Below are 16,021 nucleotides of genomic sequence, written 5' to 3' on the forward strand. Positions count from 1 at the left end.
TGACAGCCCGTCTTCTACGTCGCCGAGGGCGCCCTTCTTTTGAAGGGCGCCCTCGGCGCATGCTGGGCGTGCCGACGCCTGGCGCGTGTCGTAACTTGCCGATATGACCAACCCCGCGCCGCCGCGCAAGTCTCCCGACCAGCCCTGGCGTACCGAGGGCACTCCGGACGAGCCCCCGAAGCCGTCGCCGGGTGGGAAGAAGATGCGCGGCGGCTGGTGGAGCCTGATCCTCACCGCGCTGGTCGTGTACCTGGTCGCGAACCTCATCCTGTCGTTCTTCAACGAGGGCGACGAGCCGACGATCTCGTACACGGAGTTCAGCAAGCAGGTCGACGCGGGCAACGTCACCAAGATCTACGCCAAGGGCAACGCGATCCAGGGCCAGCTCAAGAAGGAGCAGAAGAACCCGGACGGCGACGGCAAGTACACCAAGTTCGACACCGAGCGGCCGACCTTCGCGGACGACCAGCTCTGGGAGGACCTGACCAAGCACAACGTCACCGTCACGGCGGAACCGGTCGTACAACACCGTAGTTTTCTGGCCAATCTGCTGATCTCGCTGGCCCCGATGCTGCTCCTGGTCGTCCTGTGGCTCTTCATCGCGCGGCGGATGAGCTCGGGGCTCGGCGGCGCGGGCGGCATGCTCGGCCGCAAGGCCCCGCCCAAGCCGGTCGAGCTGGAGCCGGGCAAGCAGCGCACGACGTTCGAGGACGTCGCCGGCATCGACGAGGTCGAGGGCGAGCTGAACGACGTCGTCGACTTCCTCAAGAACCCCGACGAGTACCGCAAGATGGGCGCCAAGATGCCCCGGGGCGTGCTGCTCGCGGGCCCGCCCGGCACCGGCAAGACGCTGCTCGCGCGGGCGGTCGCGGGGGAGGCGGGGGTGCCGTTCTTCTCGGCCTCGGCCTCCGAGTTCATCGAGATGATCGTCGGTGTCGGTGCCTCACGCGTGCGTGAACTGTTCGCGGAGGCCCGCAAGGTGGCCCCCTCGATCATCTTCATCGACGAGATCGACACCATCGGCCGGGCCCGCGGCGGCGGCAGCGGCATGGGCGGTCACGACGAGCGCGAGCAGACCCTGAACCAGATCCTCACCGAGATGGACGGCTTCTCCGGCTCCGAGGGTGTCATCGTCATCGCGGCCACCAACCGCGCCGACGTCCTGGACCCGGCGCTCACCCGCCCCGGCCGCTTCGACCGGGTGGTCATGGTCTCGCCGCCCGACCGGGGTGGCCGCGAGGCGATCCTGGAGATCCACACCCGCCAGATCCCGCTCGCGAAGGACGTGAACCTCGCCCAGGTCGCCCGGACGACCCCGGGCATGACCGGTGCCGAACTGGCCAACCTCGCCAACGAAGCGGCCCTCCTTGCGGTCAAGCGCAAGCAGGACCAGGTCACCCAGTCCGACCTCTCGGAAGCCCTGGAGAAGGTCCAACTGGGCGCGGAACGCCCGCTGGTGATGCCCGAGGAGGAACGCCGCCGCACCGCCTACCACGAGAGCGGCCACGCCCTCCTCGGCATGCTCCAGCCCGGCGCCGACCCCGTCCGCAAGATCACCATCGTCCCGCGCGGGCGAGCCCTCGGCGTCACGCTCTCGACGCCGGACGCGGACAAGTACGCGTACACCGAGGAGTACCTGCGCGGCCGCATCATCGGCGCCCTCGGCGGCATGGCCGCGGAACAGGTCGTCTACGGCGTGATCACCACCGGTGCCGAGAACGACCTCGAACAGGTCACCAACATCGCGCGCGGGATGGTCGCCCGCTGGGGCATGAGCGAGCGCGTCGGCCGCCTCTCGGCCCTCCCCAGCGACGCCCAGCAGGCCTACGGCCTCGCCGCGGCGCCGCAGACCCTGGACGTGATCGACGACGAGATGCGCCGCATCGTCGACGAGTGCTACGACGAGGCCATCCGTAAACTCGGCGACCACCGCGACCAGTTGGACGCGCTCGCGGCGGCCCTCCTGGAGAACGAGACCCTGGAGGAGACGGACGCGTACCGGATCGCGGGCGTCACGCGCCTCTTCAAGGAAGAGCCGTAGTCATCCTCTGGCCGTACGCGCGATGAGTCATCCTCAGGTCGTACGTGCGATCAGATACCGGAACACGTTCGGCATCCACACCGTCCCGTCCTGCCGACGATACGGATGCAACGCCTCCGCCAATTCCTTGTCGACCTGCGCCTGGTCCGTCGCGACGATCGCCGCGTCGAAGAGCCCCGTCGACAGCAGCCCCCGTACGGCACTCTCGACGTCGGCGTACCCGAAGGGGCAGGCCACCCTCCCCGAGCCGTCCGGCCTGAGGCCCGCGCGGTGGGCGACCTCCTCCAGGTCGTCGCGCAGCACCGGGCGCGGGCTGCCCGTGCCCCGCAGCGGATCCGCCAGCCTGGTGGCCACCCGCAGCACGGACGCGGTCGCGCAGCGCTCCGACGGACCCCAGCCCGCCAGCACCACGGGTGTCCCGCGCGCGGCGAGCGGTGTCGCGGCGGCGAGCGCGTCGCCGAGTCCCTCCGAGTCGCCCGCGAGACACCCGATGGGCTCGAAGGCGGTCACCAGGGTGACCGCGGGCGTCTCCGCGCCGGCCGCGTCCCTGGGGGAGCCGTAGACGAGCCGGGTGTGCGCACGTGCGCGTGGGGACCAGGCGGCCGGCAGCAGCCGCTCGCGGGCGAGGGCCAGGCGTTCGGGGGAGAAGCGCTCGACACCGGTGACCGTCGCGCCTCTGGAGGCCGCCATCAGCAGGGCGAGCCCGGAACCGCAGCCGAGGCCGAGCAGCCGGGTGCCGGATCCCACTTCCAGTCGCTCGTAGACCGCTTCGTAGAGCGGCACCAGCATCCGCTCCTGGATCTCGGACCAGTCACGCGCGCGTGCACCCAGGTCCACGCGGGGCGCTGGCCCCGCGTGAGGCAGGTACTGCCGCACGAGCGTAGGTGTCATGGAAAGCGCCCCAATCCGCCGAGAGTTGTGGCCGTGCCCGTTTCCGAGGCCCCCGTGATGTGCGCCCGCACTTCCCCCGTATGCCAGCAAACTCCGCACGCGCTACGGCGTCCAGGGGTTGTGGGCCCCGGCTTGTGGCTTGCCTGTGGGAGTGGCGAGAATTCACATGACGGCAACGTGGGCCCGTACCATCGCGCCATGGCAAAGGCACCCGTACTCACGCCGCGGGCGGAAGATTTCCCCCGCTGGTACCAGGATCTGATCAGCAAGGCCGAGCTGGCCGACAACGGCCCGGTGCGCGGCTCCATGGTCATCCGACCGTACGGGTACGGCATCTGGGAGCGGATGCAGGCCGAGATGGACGCCCGCATCAAGGAGACGGGCACCGAGAACGCGTACTTCCCGCTGCTGATCCCGCAGTCCTACCTCGCCCGTGAGGCGGACCATGTCGAGGGCTTCGCGCCCGAGTTGGCCGTGGTCACGCACGGCGGCGGCAAGGAGCTGGAGGAGCCAGCGGTCGTTCGGCCCACCTCCGAGATGATCATCAACGAGTACTTCTCGAAGTGGGTGCAGAGCTACCGCGACCTGCCGCTGCTGATCAACCAGTGGGCGAACGTGGTCCGTTGGGAACTGCGCCCCCGCCTCTTCCTGCGCACGAGCGAGTTCCTCTGGCAGGAGGGCCACACGGCGCACGCGACCTACGAGGAGGCGCGCGACTTCGCCGCGCACATCCACCGCCAGGTGTACGAGGACTTCATGGTCAACGTCCTCGCGATGGACGTCGTACCGGGACGCAAGACGGTCAAGGAGCGGTTCGCGGGCGCGATCAACACCCTCACCCTGGAAGGGATGATGGGCGACGGCAAGGCGCTGCAGATGGCGACCAGTCACGAGCTGGGCCAGAACTTCGCCAAGGCCTTCAACACCCAGTACCTGTCCAAGGAAGGCAAGCAGGAGCTTGTCTGGCAGACCTCCTGGGGCTCCACCACGCGCATGATCGGCGCCCTGGTGATGATGCACGGCGACGACGACGGACTCCGGGTGCCGCCGCGGCTGGCACACATCCAGGTGGTCGTCCTCGCGATCAAGGGCGACGAGGCGGTTCTGGCCAAGGTCCGCGAGATCGGGGCCCGGCTGAAGGCGGCGGGCGTGCGCGTCCGCGTCGACGACCGCACGGACATCCCCTTCGGACGCCGGGCCGTCGACTGGGAGCTGAAGGGCGTGCCCGTACGGATCGAGGTCGGACCCCGTGACCTGGAGAACGGCACGGCGATGCTGGCCCGCCGCATCCCCGGAGGCAAGGTGCCGGTGGCGATCGACTCCCTCGTAGAGCTGCTTCCCGTAGTCCTGGAGGAGGATCAGGCGCTGCTGCTGAGGCAGTCCCGCGAGCGGCGCGAGTCCCGTACCTCCGAGGTGTCGACGATCGCGGAGGCGGTCGAGGCCGCCACCGCCGGCGGCTGGGCGCGCATCCCGTGGGCCACGCTCGGCGAAGAAGGCGAGGCCGAGCTGGCCGAGCACGCGGTGACCGTACGGTGTCTGGTCGCCGAGGACGGGTCGGTGCCGGACGACGACAAGACGCCCGGTAACGTCGCGGTCGTCGCCCGCGCTTACTGAAGCGGCGGGCTCCGGCGGGAGAGCGACCGAAACGCCCCTTGCGCAACGGCGGACATCAGCTCACCCGGCGCGCGGACACCGTCTACGCGCCGGGTCGTACGTGGGCCTACGCACCACCTTGTGCTGAGCTGTGAGGCTTCTCCGCAGATCAGCGCACCCGCCCTCCTCCGGACGCATCAGCGGCAACTGACGGGTACGTGCAAATTATTTGGGATGCCCCGGAATCGGAACACAGGGGCACTCCGGCTCGTTGTCATTACGTGAGCACGACACAGACACCACCTGTTCTCGCCGCAGAGCTGGCAGAGGCGTGGGCCGATATTCAGCGGTACCACCCCGAACTGCCCGATCTGGCCGCGCCCGAGTCCCTGATCGGAGAGTCGTCGTCCGCCTGCGGACACGAGCTCTCCTTCGAGCGACTGCTGCATGAGGCAGTCCATGGCATCGCCGCTTCGCGCGGCGTGCGTGACACGTCCCGCGCCGGCCGCTACCACAACCGCAGATTCCTGGCGATCGCCGAGGAGCTGGGCCTGGACCACCCCGACGAACCGCATCCCAGCAGCGGTTTCTCGCTGGTCCAGCTCAACCCCGAGGCGAAGCGGCGCTACCGGCCGACGATCGAGCGCCTCCAGCGCGCGCTCAAGGCCCACACCGTCGCCACCTCGGCGGACACCTCCCGTACCTTCCGCGGCCCGGCCGCCCGTCACGGCTCGTCCGGTGGCGGCGTCCGCGTCAAGGCGGTGTGCGACTGCGGTCGTAACGTACGGGTCGTCCCGTCGGTGCTGGCCCAGGCGCCGATCGTGTGCGGGGGCTGCGGCAAGCCCTTCCGCATCCCGGAGGTCATGGGCGCGGCCTGAGGACGCGGCTGCTCGTGGCAGCCGCATCCCGCAGGCCGCGGGTTGCGCACACCCGCGCCGGTCACCTCCCGGCGCCGGGTGTGCCTTCCGCATGGGCGGGGGCATGCGGGGGCATGCTCCCCGGTCGGGCGGACCGCCGGGGTGTGGCACAATGGCTAGCTGTACTCGACAGCCGCACAGGAACCCTCTCGCCTCCGGCTGACGCGTCCATCGGGCACTCGGGTACCGCAACCCCACGCGGCCGTCTCGCCGTGCCCAATCACGTCAAAACCAGGAGAACCCACTCCCGTGGCAGTCAAGATCAAGCTGAAGCGTCTGGGCAAGATCCGTTCGCCTCACTACCGCATCGTCGTCGCCGACTCCCGTACCCGCCGTGATGGCCGGGCCATCGAGGAGATCGGCCTGTACCACCCGGTGCAGAACCCCTCGCGCATCGAGGTCGACACCGACCGCGCGCAGTACTGGCTGAGTGTCGGCGCGCAGCCGACCGAGCCCGTGCTCGCCATCCTGAAGCTCACCGGCGACTGGCAGAAGTTCAAGGGCCTGCCGGCCCCGGCTCCGCTGCTCGTGGCCGCGCCGAAGGCCGCGCGTCCGGTGTTCGACGCCCTCGGTGGCGACGACGCGAGCAAGGGTGAGGCGATCACCCAGAAGAAGAAGGCTGAGAAGAAGGACGAGGCTGCGGCCGAGTCCGAGTCGACCGAGGCCTGAGCATGCTCGAGGAGGCTCTTGAGCACCTCGTGAAGGGCATCGTCGACAACCCTGACGATGTGCAGGTCGCCTCGCGCGACCTGCGTCGTGGGCGCGTGCTGGAGGTCCGGGTGCACCCCGACGACCTCGGCAAGGTGATCGGTCGCAACGGCCGCACCGCTCGCGCTCTGCGCACCGTCGTGGGTGCCATCGGCGGCCGAGGTGTCCGCGTCGACCTTGTCGACGTGGACCACGTCCGCTGACGTTTATCGCACACCGGCTCGGGCCGGGGAGGGCCTGCGGGCCGTCCCCGGCCCGTCGTCGTACTACAGGAGATCAAGCACAGTGCAGCTGGTAGTCGCTCGTATCGGCCGTGCCCACGGCATCAAGGGCGAGGTCACCGTCGAGGTACGCACCGACGAGCCGGAGCTCAGGCTCGCGCCCGGCGCCGTCCTGGCCACCGAACCCGCCTCCACCGGCCCCCTGACCATCGAGACGGGCCGCGTCCACAGCGGCCGCCTCATCCTCCGCTTCGAGGGCGTCAGCGACCGCACCGGCGCCGAGGCCCTGCGCAACACCCTCCTGATCGCCGAGATCGATCCCGAGGAGCTGCCCGAGGAGGAGGACGAGTACTACGACCACCAGCTGATGGACCTCGACGTCGTCACCAAGGACGGCGAGGAGGTCGGCCGGATCACCGAGATCTCGCACCTGCCCTCCCAGGACCTCTTCATCGTGGAGCGTCCCGACGGCAGTGAGGTGATGATCCCGTTCGTCGAGTCGATCGTCGTCGAGATCGACCTGGAGGAGCAGCGCGCGGTCATCGACCCGCCGCCCGGGCTGATCGACGACCGGGCCGAGGTCGTGTCCTCCAAAGAAGACCCTTCAGAGGACGCTTCTTCCGAGGACGCCGACGCATGAGGCTCGACGTCGTTACGATCTTCCCCGAGTACCTCGAACCGCTGAACGTCTCCCTCGTCGGCAAGGCACGCGCGCGTGGGCAGCTGAATGTGCACGTGCATGATCTGCGCTCCTGGACGTACGACCGCCACAACACGGTCGACGACACCCCCTACGGCGGCGGCCCCGGCATGGTCATGAAGACCGAGCCCTGGGGCGACGCCCTGGACTCCGTCCTGGCCGACGGCTACGAGACGGGCTCCGGTGCGCCGGCGATCGTCGTGCCCACGCCCAGCGGCCGGCCTTTCACCCAGGAACTCGCCGTGGAACTCTCCGAGCGGCCCTGGCTGGTCTTCACGCCCGCCCGCTACGAGGGCATCGACCGGCGGGTGATCGACGAGTACGCGACGCGGGTGCCCGTCTACGAGGTGTCCATCGGCGACTACGTGCTCGCCGGCGGCGAGGCGGCCGTCCTGGTCGTCACGGAGGCCGTGGCACGGCTGCTGCCGGGTGTCCTGGGCAACGCCGAGTCCCACCGCGACGACTCCTTCGCGCCCGGCGCCATGGCCAACCTCCTGGAGGGGCCGATCTACACCAAGCCGCCCCAGTGGCGTGGCCAGGGGATCCCGGACGTGCTGCTCAGCGGCCACCATGGCAAGATCGCCCGCTGGCGGCGCGACGAGGCGCTCAAGCGCACGGCCGCCCACCGCCCGGACCTGATCGAGCGCTGCGAGCCCAAAACCTTCGACAAGAAGGACCGCGAGATGCTCTCGATCCTGGGCTGGTCACCGGACCCGGCGGGGGAGCCGTACGGCCGATTTTGGCGCAGGCCGGACGGCGTGGAAGAATAGGTGGCTGTTGTGCGTCGTCCGGCGTGCGCCCCTGCCACAGGGGGACATGACGCCCGCCCCGACACGGACAGCATCCTTCACCTCACCTAACTCCCGTCGGTGACCTGTGGCATCGATGAAGAAAGCAGACGAAATGTCCCACCTGCTCGACATCGTCGACGGCGCCTCGCTGCGCACCGACATCCCGGCCTTCCGCCCGGGTGACACCGTCAACGTCCACGTCCGCGTCATCGAGGGCAACCGCTCCCGTGTGCAGCAGTTCAAGGGCGTAGTCATCCGTCGCCAGGGCGCCGGTGTCCGCGAGACCTTCACGGTCCGCAAGGTCTCGTTCTCCGTCGGCGTCGAGCGCACCTTCCCGGTGCACACCCCGATCGTCGAGAAGATCGAGCTCGTGACCCGTGGTGACGTCCGTCGCGCGAAGCTGTACTACCTCCGTGACCTGCGCGGCAAGGCCGCGAAGATCAAGGAGAAGCGCGACAACTGAGCTTGATACGGGGTTCATATCGGGGCCGGATAACATCTGGCTCCGATGGACACCGAAGCACAGCACACGGAGCGCGACCGCTCCTCCCGCCCTTCCGACTCCGAGCACACCTCGGACACCGGAGGGCCGGAGGACCGGTCGCGTTTCGCGTTGGTGTCGCGGGTCGCCGAATGGCTGCCCGGCGGCCGGATCACCCTGACTGCCCTGGTCTGTCTGGTGTTCCTGCTGCTGCTCAACACCTTCTTGCTGCAGCCTTTCCAAATTCCCAGCGGATCCATGGAATCCGGATTGAGGATCGGCGACCGCGTTCTCGTAAATAAGTTGGCGTACCGTTTCGGTGCTCATCCGCGGCGCGGCGACATCGTCGTGTTCGATGGAACCGGCTATTTCGGGGACGCCGACTACATCAAGCGCGTTGTGGGTGTGGGGGGAGACCGCGTGGTCTGCTGCGACGAGAAGGGGAGGCTCCAGGTGAACGGGCGGTCGGTCGACGAGACGGCGTTCCTGTACCCCGGGGACGCTCCGTCCACCGTGGCTTTCGACGTGGTCGTGCCCGACGGCACGCTGTTCGTCCTCGGTGACCACCGCGGCGACTCAAGTGACTCCCGGGACCACCTGGGCGACCCGGGCGGAGGCATGATTCCTGTTGGTGACGTCATCGGGCGAGCCGACTGGATCGTCTGGCCCGCCGGGCACTGGACCCACCTCGTCCGACCCGGCGCCTACGCGCGCGTACCCGCCGGGGACGGCGTCCATGGGTAACCGCGGCAGGCCGCGCGGCGCGACGCCGCCGGGCGGCTCCTTCGGGAACGAGAACCTGCTGCCGACGGGCTTCCGGCGCGCGGGCGCGGGCGCGCCGGCCCCGGCCGGGGGTGCCGGCCGCAGCCGGGCCGAGCGGCGCAAGCTCCAGCGCAAGGTCAAGCGGCGCCGACGGCGCTCCGCGGTCCGGGAGATACCCCTCCTGGTCGGTGTCGCGGTCCTCATAGCCCTCGTCCTGAAGACCTTCCTCCTCCAGGCGTTCGTGATTCCGTCGGGCTCCATGGAGCAGACGATCCGCATCGGCGACCGTGTCCTGGTCGACAAGTTCACCCCCTGGTTCGGCTCCGAGCCCAAGCGCGGCGACGTCGTCGTCTTCCACGACCCGGGCGGCTGGCTCGCGGACGAGCAGACCACCAAGAAGAACGACCCGATCGTGGTCAAGCAGGTCAAGGAAGGCCTCCAGTTCATCGGCCTGCTGCCGTCCGACAACGAGAAGGACCTCATCAAGCGCGTCATCGGCGTCGGCGGCGACCACGTCAAGTGCTGTGACGCACAGGGGCGGGTGACCGTCAACGGCGTCCCCCTGACCGAGGCCGACTACCTGTATCCCGGGAACGCACCGTCCGAAACGGCGTTCGACATCACCGTCCCCAAGGGGCGGCTGTGGGTGATGGGCGACCACCGGGGCAACTCGGCGGACTCCCGCGCACACCAGAACACGAGCTACGGAGGCACGGTCGCGCTCAGTTCGGTGGTGGGGCGGGCGAAGGTGATCGCCTGGCCCATGGGCCACTGGACCAGCCTGAACGAACCTAAAACCTTCGCATCGGTTTCCAACTCCGTGTCGGGGACGACCGCCGGTCCCGAACTGTCGCATAGGGTTGCCCCGGTCGATCCGAACGGATCGGTCCAACTCCCGAGCCCTGCGGAACTCCCGCTCGTTATGGGAGTGGTGGGCCTGCGTCGAGGATGGGGCAGGCGGCGGCACAGAGTAAGGAGTTGGCGTGGGGGATGTGGCGGTTGGCGCACGGTCCGGACACGACGGCGAGGAGCACCACGGACGTCCCGTGGGAGCGCCCGCCCCGGCCGCGGACAGCGCCGTGACCTCAGGGAGTGACTCCGGCCCGGACGAGGACGGTACGGCGCCGGGCGACGCGACCCGCACCGAGGAGCAGGGGCCGGGCGACTCGGCCCCGCAGCCGAGGAAGCCGCGCTCCTTCTGGAAGGAGCTGCCGATCCTGGTCGTCATCGCGCTCGTCCTCGCGCTGCTGATCAAGACCTTCCTGGTGCAGGCGTTCTCGATCCCCTCCGACTCGATGCAGAACACCCTCCAGCAGGGTGACCGCGTCCTGGTCGACAAGCTCACCCCGTGGTTCGGCTCCAAGCCGGAGCGCGGCGAGGTCGTCGTCTTCCACGACCCGGACGACTGGCTGGCGGGCGAGCCGGCGGCGGACCCCAACGCCCTGCAGACCGTGCTCAGTTGGATCGGCCTGATGCCGTCCGCGCAGGAGAAGGACCTCATCAAGCGGGTCATCGGCGTCGGTGGCGACACCGTCTCCTGCAGCGGCACCGGCCCGCTGATGGTCAACGGCAAGGCGCTGAACGAGCCGTACGTCTACCCCGGCAACACCCCGTGCACCAACGACGACCAGGGCGGCCAGTTCACCGTCAAGGTCCCCAAGGGTGACATCTGGGTGATGGGCGACCACCGGCAGAACTCGCGGGACTCGCGCTACAACCAGTCCGACAAGCACCACGGCATGGTCCCGGTGAAGGAGGTCGTCGGCCGCGCGATCGTCAAGGCCTGGCCCATCAACCGCTGGGGCACGCTGCCGATCCCGGACACCTTCGACCAGACGGGCATCAACACCCAGGCCTCGGCCTCCCGCCTCCTGACGGCCGCTCCGGAGGGCCTCGCCCTCGTCGGTGTCCTGCCGTTGGTCCTGTGGCGTCGCAAGCGGTCGGGCAAGGACGAGTAAAGGCCTTGTAGAGCTTGTGACCTTGGTCCCGGAGGAAGGGCTGACCACCCTCGGTACCGCCGGGTAGGGTGCGGACCCATGGGTGGCGAGAGCGCAACACGTACGGCCCCGCGTACCGGCGGTGGCACAGGCAAGGGCCCGGTGGGCAGCCGGACCGGACAGCGGTTGTCCGGACTGGCCGTCGCGCTGGGCCTTGTGCTGTTCCTCGGCGGATTCGGCTGGGGAGCGGTGGTCTACCGGCCGTACACGGTGCCGACCAGTTCGATGACGCCGACGATCGACGCGGGCGACCGGGTGCTGGCCCAGCGGGTCGACGGCGACGAGGTGCACCGCGGCGACGTCGTGGTCTTCACGGACAAGACCTGGGTGACGAACGCGCCGGTGGTCAAGCGTGTGGTCGCCGTCGGCGGGGACACCGTCTCCTGCTGCACGAACGGCAAGCTGGTCGTCAACGGCAAGCAGATCGCCGAGGACTACCTCAAGGGCGGCGCGGCCGAGGACAAGACGATCCCGACGGTGAAGGTCCCCAAGGGCCGCCTGTTCCTCCTCGGCGACGAACGGCAGGGCTCCCTGGACTCCAGCGCCCACCTCACGGACGTCGCCGCCGGCACCGTCGCGAGCAGCGCCGTGAGCGCCCGCGTGGACGCCGTCGTCTGGCCCATGAAGGGCATGCTGGAGCGCCCCACCGGCTTCGAGCCGCTCGGCAGCCTCTCCCACCCCGGCCCGCTGGGCACGATCCTCGCCGTCATCGTGGCGGGCGCGGTCCTCGTCCTCGGCGGCGGCGCCTACGGCCCGATCGCCAAGCTGGCGGCCGGCCGCCGCGCCCGCACCCGGACGGAGCCCGCCGGTGCCCGCTGAGGCCACCGAGGAGGGCGCGCACGGCGACTCGTACGAAGGCGGCCTGCGCAAGGTCGCCCGGGTCGTCCTGCTCGACCCGCAGGACCGCATCCTGCTGCTCCACGGCCACGAGCCGGACGATCCGGCCGACGACTGGTGGTTCACACCGGGCGGCGGCCTGGAGGGCGACGAGACCCATGAGGAGGCCGCCCTACGGGAACTCGCGGAGGAGACCGGCATCACCCAGGTCGAACTCGGACCGGTGCTGTGGACGCGGACCTGTTCCTTCCCGTTCGCGGGCCGCCGCTGGGACCAGGACGAGTGGTACTACCTGGCCAGGACGTCCGCCACGGCCGAGGGCGTGCCCGGCGCCACGGCCCTCACCGAGCTGGAGCGCCGCAGCGTCTCCGGAGCACGTTGGTGGACGTACCGGGAACTGGACCGGGCGCATGAGACGGTGTATCCGACCAGACTCGCCGAGCTGCTCCGCAGGCTGCTCGACGAAGGTCCCCCGGCCGGGCCCGTGACCCTTGACACCGAAATCGTCTAGGGGCTTACGGGACTGGCGCACAATGGTGGGATCGCACGGGTGAAGGGGAACATGCCATGAGCGCCGAGGACCTCGAAAAGTACGAGACCGAGATGGAGCTGAAGCTCTACCGGGAGTACCGAGATGTCGTCGGTCTGTTCAAATATGTGATCGAGACCGAACGGCGCTTCTACCTCACCAACGACTACGAGATGCAGGTGCACTCGGTCCAGGGCGAGGTGTTCTTCGAGGTGTCCATGGCGGATGCCTGGGTGTGGGACATGTATCGACCGGCTCGTTTCGTCAAACAGGTCCGTGTGCTCACGTTCAAGGACGTGAACATCGAGGAGCTGAACAAGAGCGACCTGGAGCTGCCGGGCGGGTGACGGTGGGTACCCGCGGGGTGGGTTTCACCCGTGTGGGTGACGGAGTTCTCCACAATCACTGAACGGTCCACCAAGATCCACTTGGTGGACCGTTCCGCGTGACGGTTGGTGCCGGAGGTGGTGCCGACATGAACGCACGCAGTGCACTCGGCAAGTACGGCGAGACGGTGGCCGCACGACGGCTGGTCGCGGCCGGCATGACGGTCCTGGAGCGCAACTGGCGCTGTGGCAGGACCGGCGAGATCGACATCGTGGCGCGGGACGGGGACGCCCTCGTCGTCTGCGAGGTCAAGACACGGCGGGCCGGTGCCTTCGAGCACCCGATGGCCGCCGTCACGCCCAAGAAGGCGGAGCGCCTACGCGGCCTCGCCGAGCGGTGGATCCACGCGCACGGCGGAGCCCCGCCGGGAGGGGTCCGCATCGACCTGGTGGGCGTCGTCCTGTCCCGGCGCGGCGCAGCCGTGGTCGAGCACGCTCGGGGGGTGGCCTGAGATGGGGTTCGCTCGAACGTGTTCGGTGGCGCTGGTGGGCGTCGAGGGTGTGGTGGTCGAGGTCCAGGCCGACCTCGAACCGGGCGTCGCCGCGTTCACGCTGGTGGGACTGCCCGACAAGAGCCTGACGGAGAGCAAGGACCGGGTAAGGGCCGCGGTCGTCAACTCGGGCGCGCCCTGGCCGCAGAAGAAACTGACCGTCGGGCTCAGCCCGGCGTCGGTGCCGAAGAGCGGCAGCGGGTTCGACCTCGCCGTGGCGGCGGCCGTCCTCGGCGCGGCCGAGCGGATCGATCCGCGCGTGCTCGCCGACATCGTCATGATCGGCGAACTCGGCCTGGACGGACGGGTCCGGCCGGTCCGGGGCATCCTGCCCGCCGTGCTGGCCGCGGCCGACTCCGGATACGAGCAGGTCGTCGTCCCGGAGTGCGCCGCCGCCGAGGCGTCCCTCGTGCCCGGGGTGTCCGTCCTGGGCGTGCGCACACTGCGGCAGCTGATCGCCGTACTCGCCGACGAACCGGTACCCGACGAGGATCCGGACGAGCTGGGTCGCCCGGACCCGCTGCTCGCCGGGCTCCGCATGCCCGGCACGGGCGCCGCCACCGGGATGCACAGCGTGGGCGCGTCCCAGCACGACCCGGGGCACGATCTCGCCGATGTCGTCGGCCAGTTCTCGGCGCGCACGGCGGTGGAGGTCTCGGCGGCCGGCGGCCATCACCTGTTCCTCGAAGGCCCACCCGGGGCCGGGAAGACGATGCTCGCGGAGCGGCTGCCCGCGGTCCTGCCCCGGCTCGACCGGCAGGAGTCGCTGGAGGTCACGGCGGTCCACTCGGTGGCGGGCCTGCTGCCCCCGGGCAAACCCCTGATCGACGTCGCTCCGTACTGCGCCCCGCACCACTCGGCCACGATGCAGGCCCTCGTCGGGGGCGGCCAGGGGATCGCGCGGCCCGGGGCGGTGTCGCTGTCCCATCGAGGCGTCCTGTTCCTTGACGAGACACCCGAGTTCAGCGGCCAGGCACTGGATGCGCTACGGCAGCCGCTGGAGGCCGGGCATGTGGTGATCGCGCGCAGTGCGGGCGTCGTCCGGTTCCCGGCGAGATTTCTGATGGTGCTCGCGGCCAACCCCTGTCCGTGCGGCCGTTTCTCGCAGACCGACGACCTGTGCGAGTGCGCGCCGATGTCGATCCGGAGGTACCAGGCCAGGCTCTCCGGGCCGCTGCTCGACCGGGTGGACCTGCGGGTGGAGGTGGACCGTGTCACGCGGGACCAGCTCACCGGGCGCGGTTCGCGGGGCGAGTCCACGGCGACGGTCGCGGACCGGGTGCGGGCGGCCAGGGAGCGGGCGGCGGCGCGGCTCGCGGACACGCCCTGGCGCACCAACAGCGAGGTGCCGGGCCGTGAACTGCGCAGTCGCTGGCACGCCGAGCGCGGGGCGATGGACGAGGCCGAGCGCAGCCTGGAGCGCGGTGCGCTCACCGCGCGCGGTCTCGACCGGGTGCTGCGCGTCGCCTGGACGGTCGCGGATCTGGTCGGCCACGACCGACCCGGGGCGACCGATGTCGCCCTCGCCCTCCAACTGCGCACGGGCGTACCGCGAGGCGTGCCGATGGCCATCGGGGCGATGACATGACCCGGGCCGATGACATGGGCGGGGTCAATGACCGGACGGGGGGCGATGGTTGGGCTGGGAGTCATGATCGGGCTGGGGCTGGGGCTGGGGCTGGGGCTCATGGCGCTGGCGGGGCCGATGACCGGGCCCGGATCGATGGCGCGACCGGGGCCGACGACCGGATGGGGGCCGATGGCCAGGCCGGGAGTCCTGATCGGGCCGGGGCTGATGACGCTGGCGGGGCCGATGGCCGGGCCCGGACCGATGGCACGACCGGGACCGGTGAATTGGGCGGGGCCGATGGCTGGATCGGGACCAGTGGCGCGACCGGGGTCCATGGCTGCGTCCGCGCCGATGACCGGGTCGGGACCCATGGCCGGGCCGGGGCCGACGATGCGACCGGGGTTGATGACCGGGCCGGGACCCAAGGCGCGGGCGACGACCTGCTCGCCCGCGTCTTCCTCGCCCGGGTCGCCGAACCCGGCGACGAGGTCGCCGGCCGGTGGATCCGGGAGCTCGGAGCCGTGGAGGTTGCCCGGCGGCTGCGGAACGGAGGGCCGCAGCTCACCGGGGTGACCGACAGGCGGTGGGCCGGGCTGTGCGCACGGGCCGGACTGGTCGAGCCCGACCGGGACTTGGCCGTCGCGCAGGATGCCGGCGTCCGGTTCGTGTGTCCCGGTGACGTCGAGTGGCCCGCCCAGCTCGACGATCTCGGGGACGCGCGGCCGATCGGACTGTGGGTGCGCGGGCATCCCAACCTGCGGATGTGGGCACTCAAGTCGGTCGCCGTCGTCGGCGCCCGCGCCTGCACCGAGTACGGCGCGCACATGGCGGCCACCCTTGCCGCCGGACTGGCCGAACGCGGCTGGGTGGTCGTGTCCGGTGGCGCCTACGGAGTCGACGGCGCCGCCCATCGCGGCGCCCTCGGCGCGACCGGCGTCACGGTCGCCGTGCTCGCCTGCGGCGTCGACCGGCCCTACCCGCGCGGGCACACCGAGTTGATCCGCAGGATCGCCGAACAGGGGCTCGTGGTGGGCGAGTTGGCGCCCGGTGAGCATCCGACGCCGAGCAGGTGTGTTAACTGCACCATCGTGACGCCAGTTGGCGCG

Annotated in this window: 17 protein-coding genes and 1 pseudogene; 17 read left to right on the forward strand and 1 reads right to left on the reverse strand. The window is 70.2% G+C overall.

Features of this window, described 5'->3' with window-relative positions; all coding sequences use genetic code 11:
• Window positions 1–103 precede the first annotated feature (103 nt).
• Window positions 104–2,041: an ATP-dependent zinc metalloprotease FtsH gene (gene ftsH / locus OG496_RS39165; protein WP_399387538.1), complete on the forward strand. Its 1,938-nt coding sequence runs from the start codon at window positions 104–106 to the stop codon at window positions 2,039–2,041.
• Window positions 2,042–2,074: 33 nt separating this feature from the next.
• Here ftsH and OG496_RS39170 read toward each other — a convergent pair whose 3' ends face one another.
• On the reverse strand, window positions 2,075–2,932 hold the full coding sequence (locus tag OG496_RS39170) for an SAM-dependent methyltransferase (protein WP_405974218.1): 858 nt from the start codon (window positions 2,930–2,932) through the stop codon (window positions 2,075–2,077).
• 198 nt (window positions 2,933–3,130) lie between these two features.
• On the opposite strand from OG496_RS39170, the gene proS reads away from it, so the two are divergent.
• The 16 genes and pseudogenes from proS to OG496_RS39250 all read left to right on the forward strand — a co-directional run.
• Window positions 3,131–4,546 (forward strand): proline--tRNA ligase, encoded by a 1,416-nt coding sequence (proS, locus tag OG496_RS39175; RefSeq protein ID WP_405974219.1) that lies wholly within the window; start codon window positions 3,131–3,133, stop codon window positions 4,544–4,546.
• Window positions 4,547–4,806: 260 nt separating this feature from the next.
• The gene (locus tag OG496_RS39180) at window positions 4,807–5,403 is read left to right on the forward strand and encodes a hypothetical protein (protein WP_405974220.1); all 597 of its coding nucleotides are present in this window, start codon (window positions 4,807–4,809) and stop codon (window positions 5,401–5,403) included.
• A gap of 288 nt (window positions 5,404–5,691) precedes the next feature.
• Window positions 5,692–6,111 carry a 30S ribosomal protein S16 gene (rpsP, locus tag OG496_RS39185; RefSeq protein WP_363096802.1) on the forward strand — a complete coding sequence of 140 codons (420 nt, stop codon included), beginning with the start codon at window positions 5,692–5,694 and terminating at the stop codon, window positions 6,109–6,111.
• Window positions 6,112–6,113: 2 nt separating this feature from the next.
• The gene (locus OG496_RS39190; protein WP_005479813.1) at window positions 6,114–6,353 is read left to right on the forward strand and encodes an RNA-binding protein; all 240 of its coding nucleotides are present in this window, start codon (window positions 6,114–6,116) and stop codon (window positions 6,351–6,353) included.
• 82 nt (window positions 6,354–6,435) lie between these two features.
• Complete coding sequence (gene rimM, locus OG496_RS39195; protein WP_366490197.1) at window positions 6,436–7,011, forward strand: ribosome maturation factor RimM; 576 nt, start codon at window positions 6,436–6,438, stop codon at window positions 7,009–7,011.
• Window positions 7,008–7,841: a tRNA (guanosine(37)-N1)-methyltransferase TrmD gene (gene trmD, locus OG496_RS39200; protein WP_405974221.1), complete on the forward strand. Its 834-nt coding sequence runs from the start codon at window positions 7,008–7,010 to the stop codon at window positions 7,839–7,841. The genes rimM and trmD overlap by 4 nt, the downstream gene beginning before the upstream one ends.
• 133 nt (window positions 7,842–7,974) lie before the next feature.
• Window positions 7,975–8,325 (forward strand): 50S ribosomal protein L19, encoded by a 351-nt coding sequence (gene rplS / locus OG496_RS39205; RefSeq protein WP_019058701.1) that lies wholly within the window; start codon window positions 7,975–7,977, stop codon window positions 8,323–8,325.
• Between the two features lie 45 nt (window positions 8,326–8,370).
• A complete protein-coding gene (lepB, locus tag OG496_RS39210; RefSeq protein WP_405974222.1) occupies window positions 8,371–9,087 on the forward strand; it encodes a signal peptidase I in 717 nt (238 codons plus the stop codon).
• Window positions 9,080–10,201 carry a signal peptidase I gene (gene lepB / locus OG496_RS39215; protein ID WP_366490200.1) on the forward strand — a complete coding sequence of 374 codons (1,122 nt, stop codon included), beginning with the start codon at window positions 9,080–9,082 and terminating at the stop codon, window positions 10,199–10,201. Before lepB (OG496_RS39210) ends, lepB (OG496_RS39215) begins: the two co-directional genes overlap by 8 nt.
• On the forward strand, window positions 10,089–11,063 hold the full coding sequence (gene lepB, locus OG496_RS39220) for a signal peptidase I (RefSeq protein ID WP_366490201.1): 975 nt from the start codon (window positions 10,089–10,091) through the stop codon (window positions 11,061–11,063). Before lepB (OG496_RS39215) ends, lepB (OG496_RS39220) begins: the two co-directional genes overlap by 113 nt.
• Before the next feature lie 78 nt (window positions 11,064–11,141).
• Window positions 11,142–11,921 (forward strand): signal peptidase I, encoded by a 780-nt coding sequence (lepB, locus tag OG496_RS39225; RefSeq protein WP_405974223.1) that lies wholly within the window; start codon window positions 11,142–11,144, stop codon window positions 11,919–11,921.
• Window positions 11,911–12,450: an NUDIX hydrolase gene (locus OG496_RS39230; protein ID WP_366490203.1), complete on the forward strand. Its 540-nt coding sequence runs from the start codon at window positions 11,911–11,913 to the stop codon at window positions 12,448–12,450. The genes lepB (OG496_RS39225) and OG496_RS39230 overlap by 11 nt, the downstream gene beginning before the upstream one ends.
• 56 nt (window positions 12,451–12,506) lie before the next feature.
• Window positions 12,507–12,815 carry a DUF2469 domain-containing protein gene (locus OG496_RS39235; protein WP_003965949.1) on the forward strand — a complete coding sequence of 103 codons (309 nt, stop codon included), beginning with the start codon at window positions 12,507–12,509 and terminating at the stop codon, window positions 12,813–12,815.
• A 128-nt stretch (window positions 12,816–12,943) separates the two neighbouring features.
• Window positions 12,944–13,306 carry a YraN family protein gene (locus tag OG496_RS39240; protein WP_405974224.1) on the forward strand — a complete coding sequence of 121 codons (363 nt, stop codon included), beginning with the start codon at window positions 12,944–12,946 and terminating at the stop codon, window positions 13,304–13,306.
• 1 nt (window position 13,307) lies between these two features.
• A complete protein-coding gene (locus OG496_RS39245) occupies window positions 13,308–14,933 on the forward strand; it encodes a YifB family Mg chelatase-like AAA ATPase (RefSeq protein WP_026150703.1) in 1,626 nt (541 codons plus the stop codon).
• A 14-nt stretch (window positions 14,934–14,947) separates the two neighbouring features.
• Window positions 14,948–15,991: pseudogene (locus OG496_RS39250) on the forward strand (DNA-processing protein DprA); the annotation flags it as partial.
• Window positions 15,992–16,021 lie beyond the last annotated feature (30 nt).

It is taken from the genome of Streptomyces sp. NBC_00988, assembly GCF_045162645.1.
Taxonomy (GTDB): Bacteria; Actinomycetota; Actinomycetes; order Streptomycetales; family Streptomycetaceae; genus Streptomyces.

What these genes read in the sequence shown, in the direction of transcription:
- ftsH (WP_399387538.1), top strand. Translation starts at nt 104, where the DNA reads ATGACCAACCCCGCGCCGCCGCGCAAGTCTCCCGACCAGCCCTGGCGT.
- OG496_RS39170 (WP_405974218.1), bottom strand. Translation starts at nt 2,932, where the DNA reads ATGACACCTACGCTCGTGCGGCAGTACCTGCCTCACGCGGGGCCAGCG.
- proS (WP_405974219.1), top strand. Translation starts at nt 3,131, where the DNA reads ATGGCAAAGGCACCCGTACTCACGCCGCGGGCGGAAGATTTCCCCCGC.
- OG496_RS39190 (WP_005479813.1), top strand. Translation starts at nt 6,114, where the DNA reads ATGCTCGAGGAGGCTCTTGAGCACCTCGTGAAGGGCATCGTCGACAAC.
- trmD (WP_405974221.1), top strand. Translation starts at nt 7,008, where the DNA reads ATGAGGCTCGACGTCGTTACGATCTTCCCCGAGTACCTCGAACCGCTG.
- rplS (WP_019058701.1), top strand. Translation starts at nt 7,975, where the DNA reads ATGTCCCACCTGCTCGACATCGTCGACGGCGCCTCGCTGCGCACCGAC.
- lepB (WP_405974222.1), top strand. Translation starts at nt 8,371, where the DNA reads ATGGACACCGAAGCACAGCACACGGAGCGCGACCGCTCCTCCCGCCCT.
- lepB (WP_366490200.1), top strand. Translation starts at nt 9,080, where the DNA reads ATGGGTAACCGCGGCAGGCCGCGCGGCGCGACGCCGCCGGGCGGCTCC.
- lepB (WP_405974223.1), top strand. Translation starts at nt 11,142, where the DNA reads ATGGGTGGCGAGAGCGCAACACGTACGGCCCCGCGTACCGGCGGTGGC.
- OG496_RS39235 (WP_003965949.1), top strand. Translation starts at nt 12,507, where the DNA reads ATGAGCGCCGAGGACCTCGAAAAGTACGAGACCGAGATGGAGCTGAAG.
- OG496_RS39240 (WP_405974224.1), top strand. Translation starts at nt 12,944, where the DNA reads ATGAACGCACGCAGTGCACTCGGCAAGTACGGCGAGACGGTGGCCGCA.
- OG496_RS39245 (WP_026150703.1), top strand. Translation starts at nt 13,308, where the DNA reads ATGGGGTTCGCTCGAACGTGTTCGGTGGCGCTGGTGGGCGTCGAGGGT.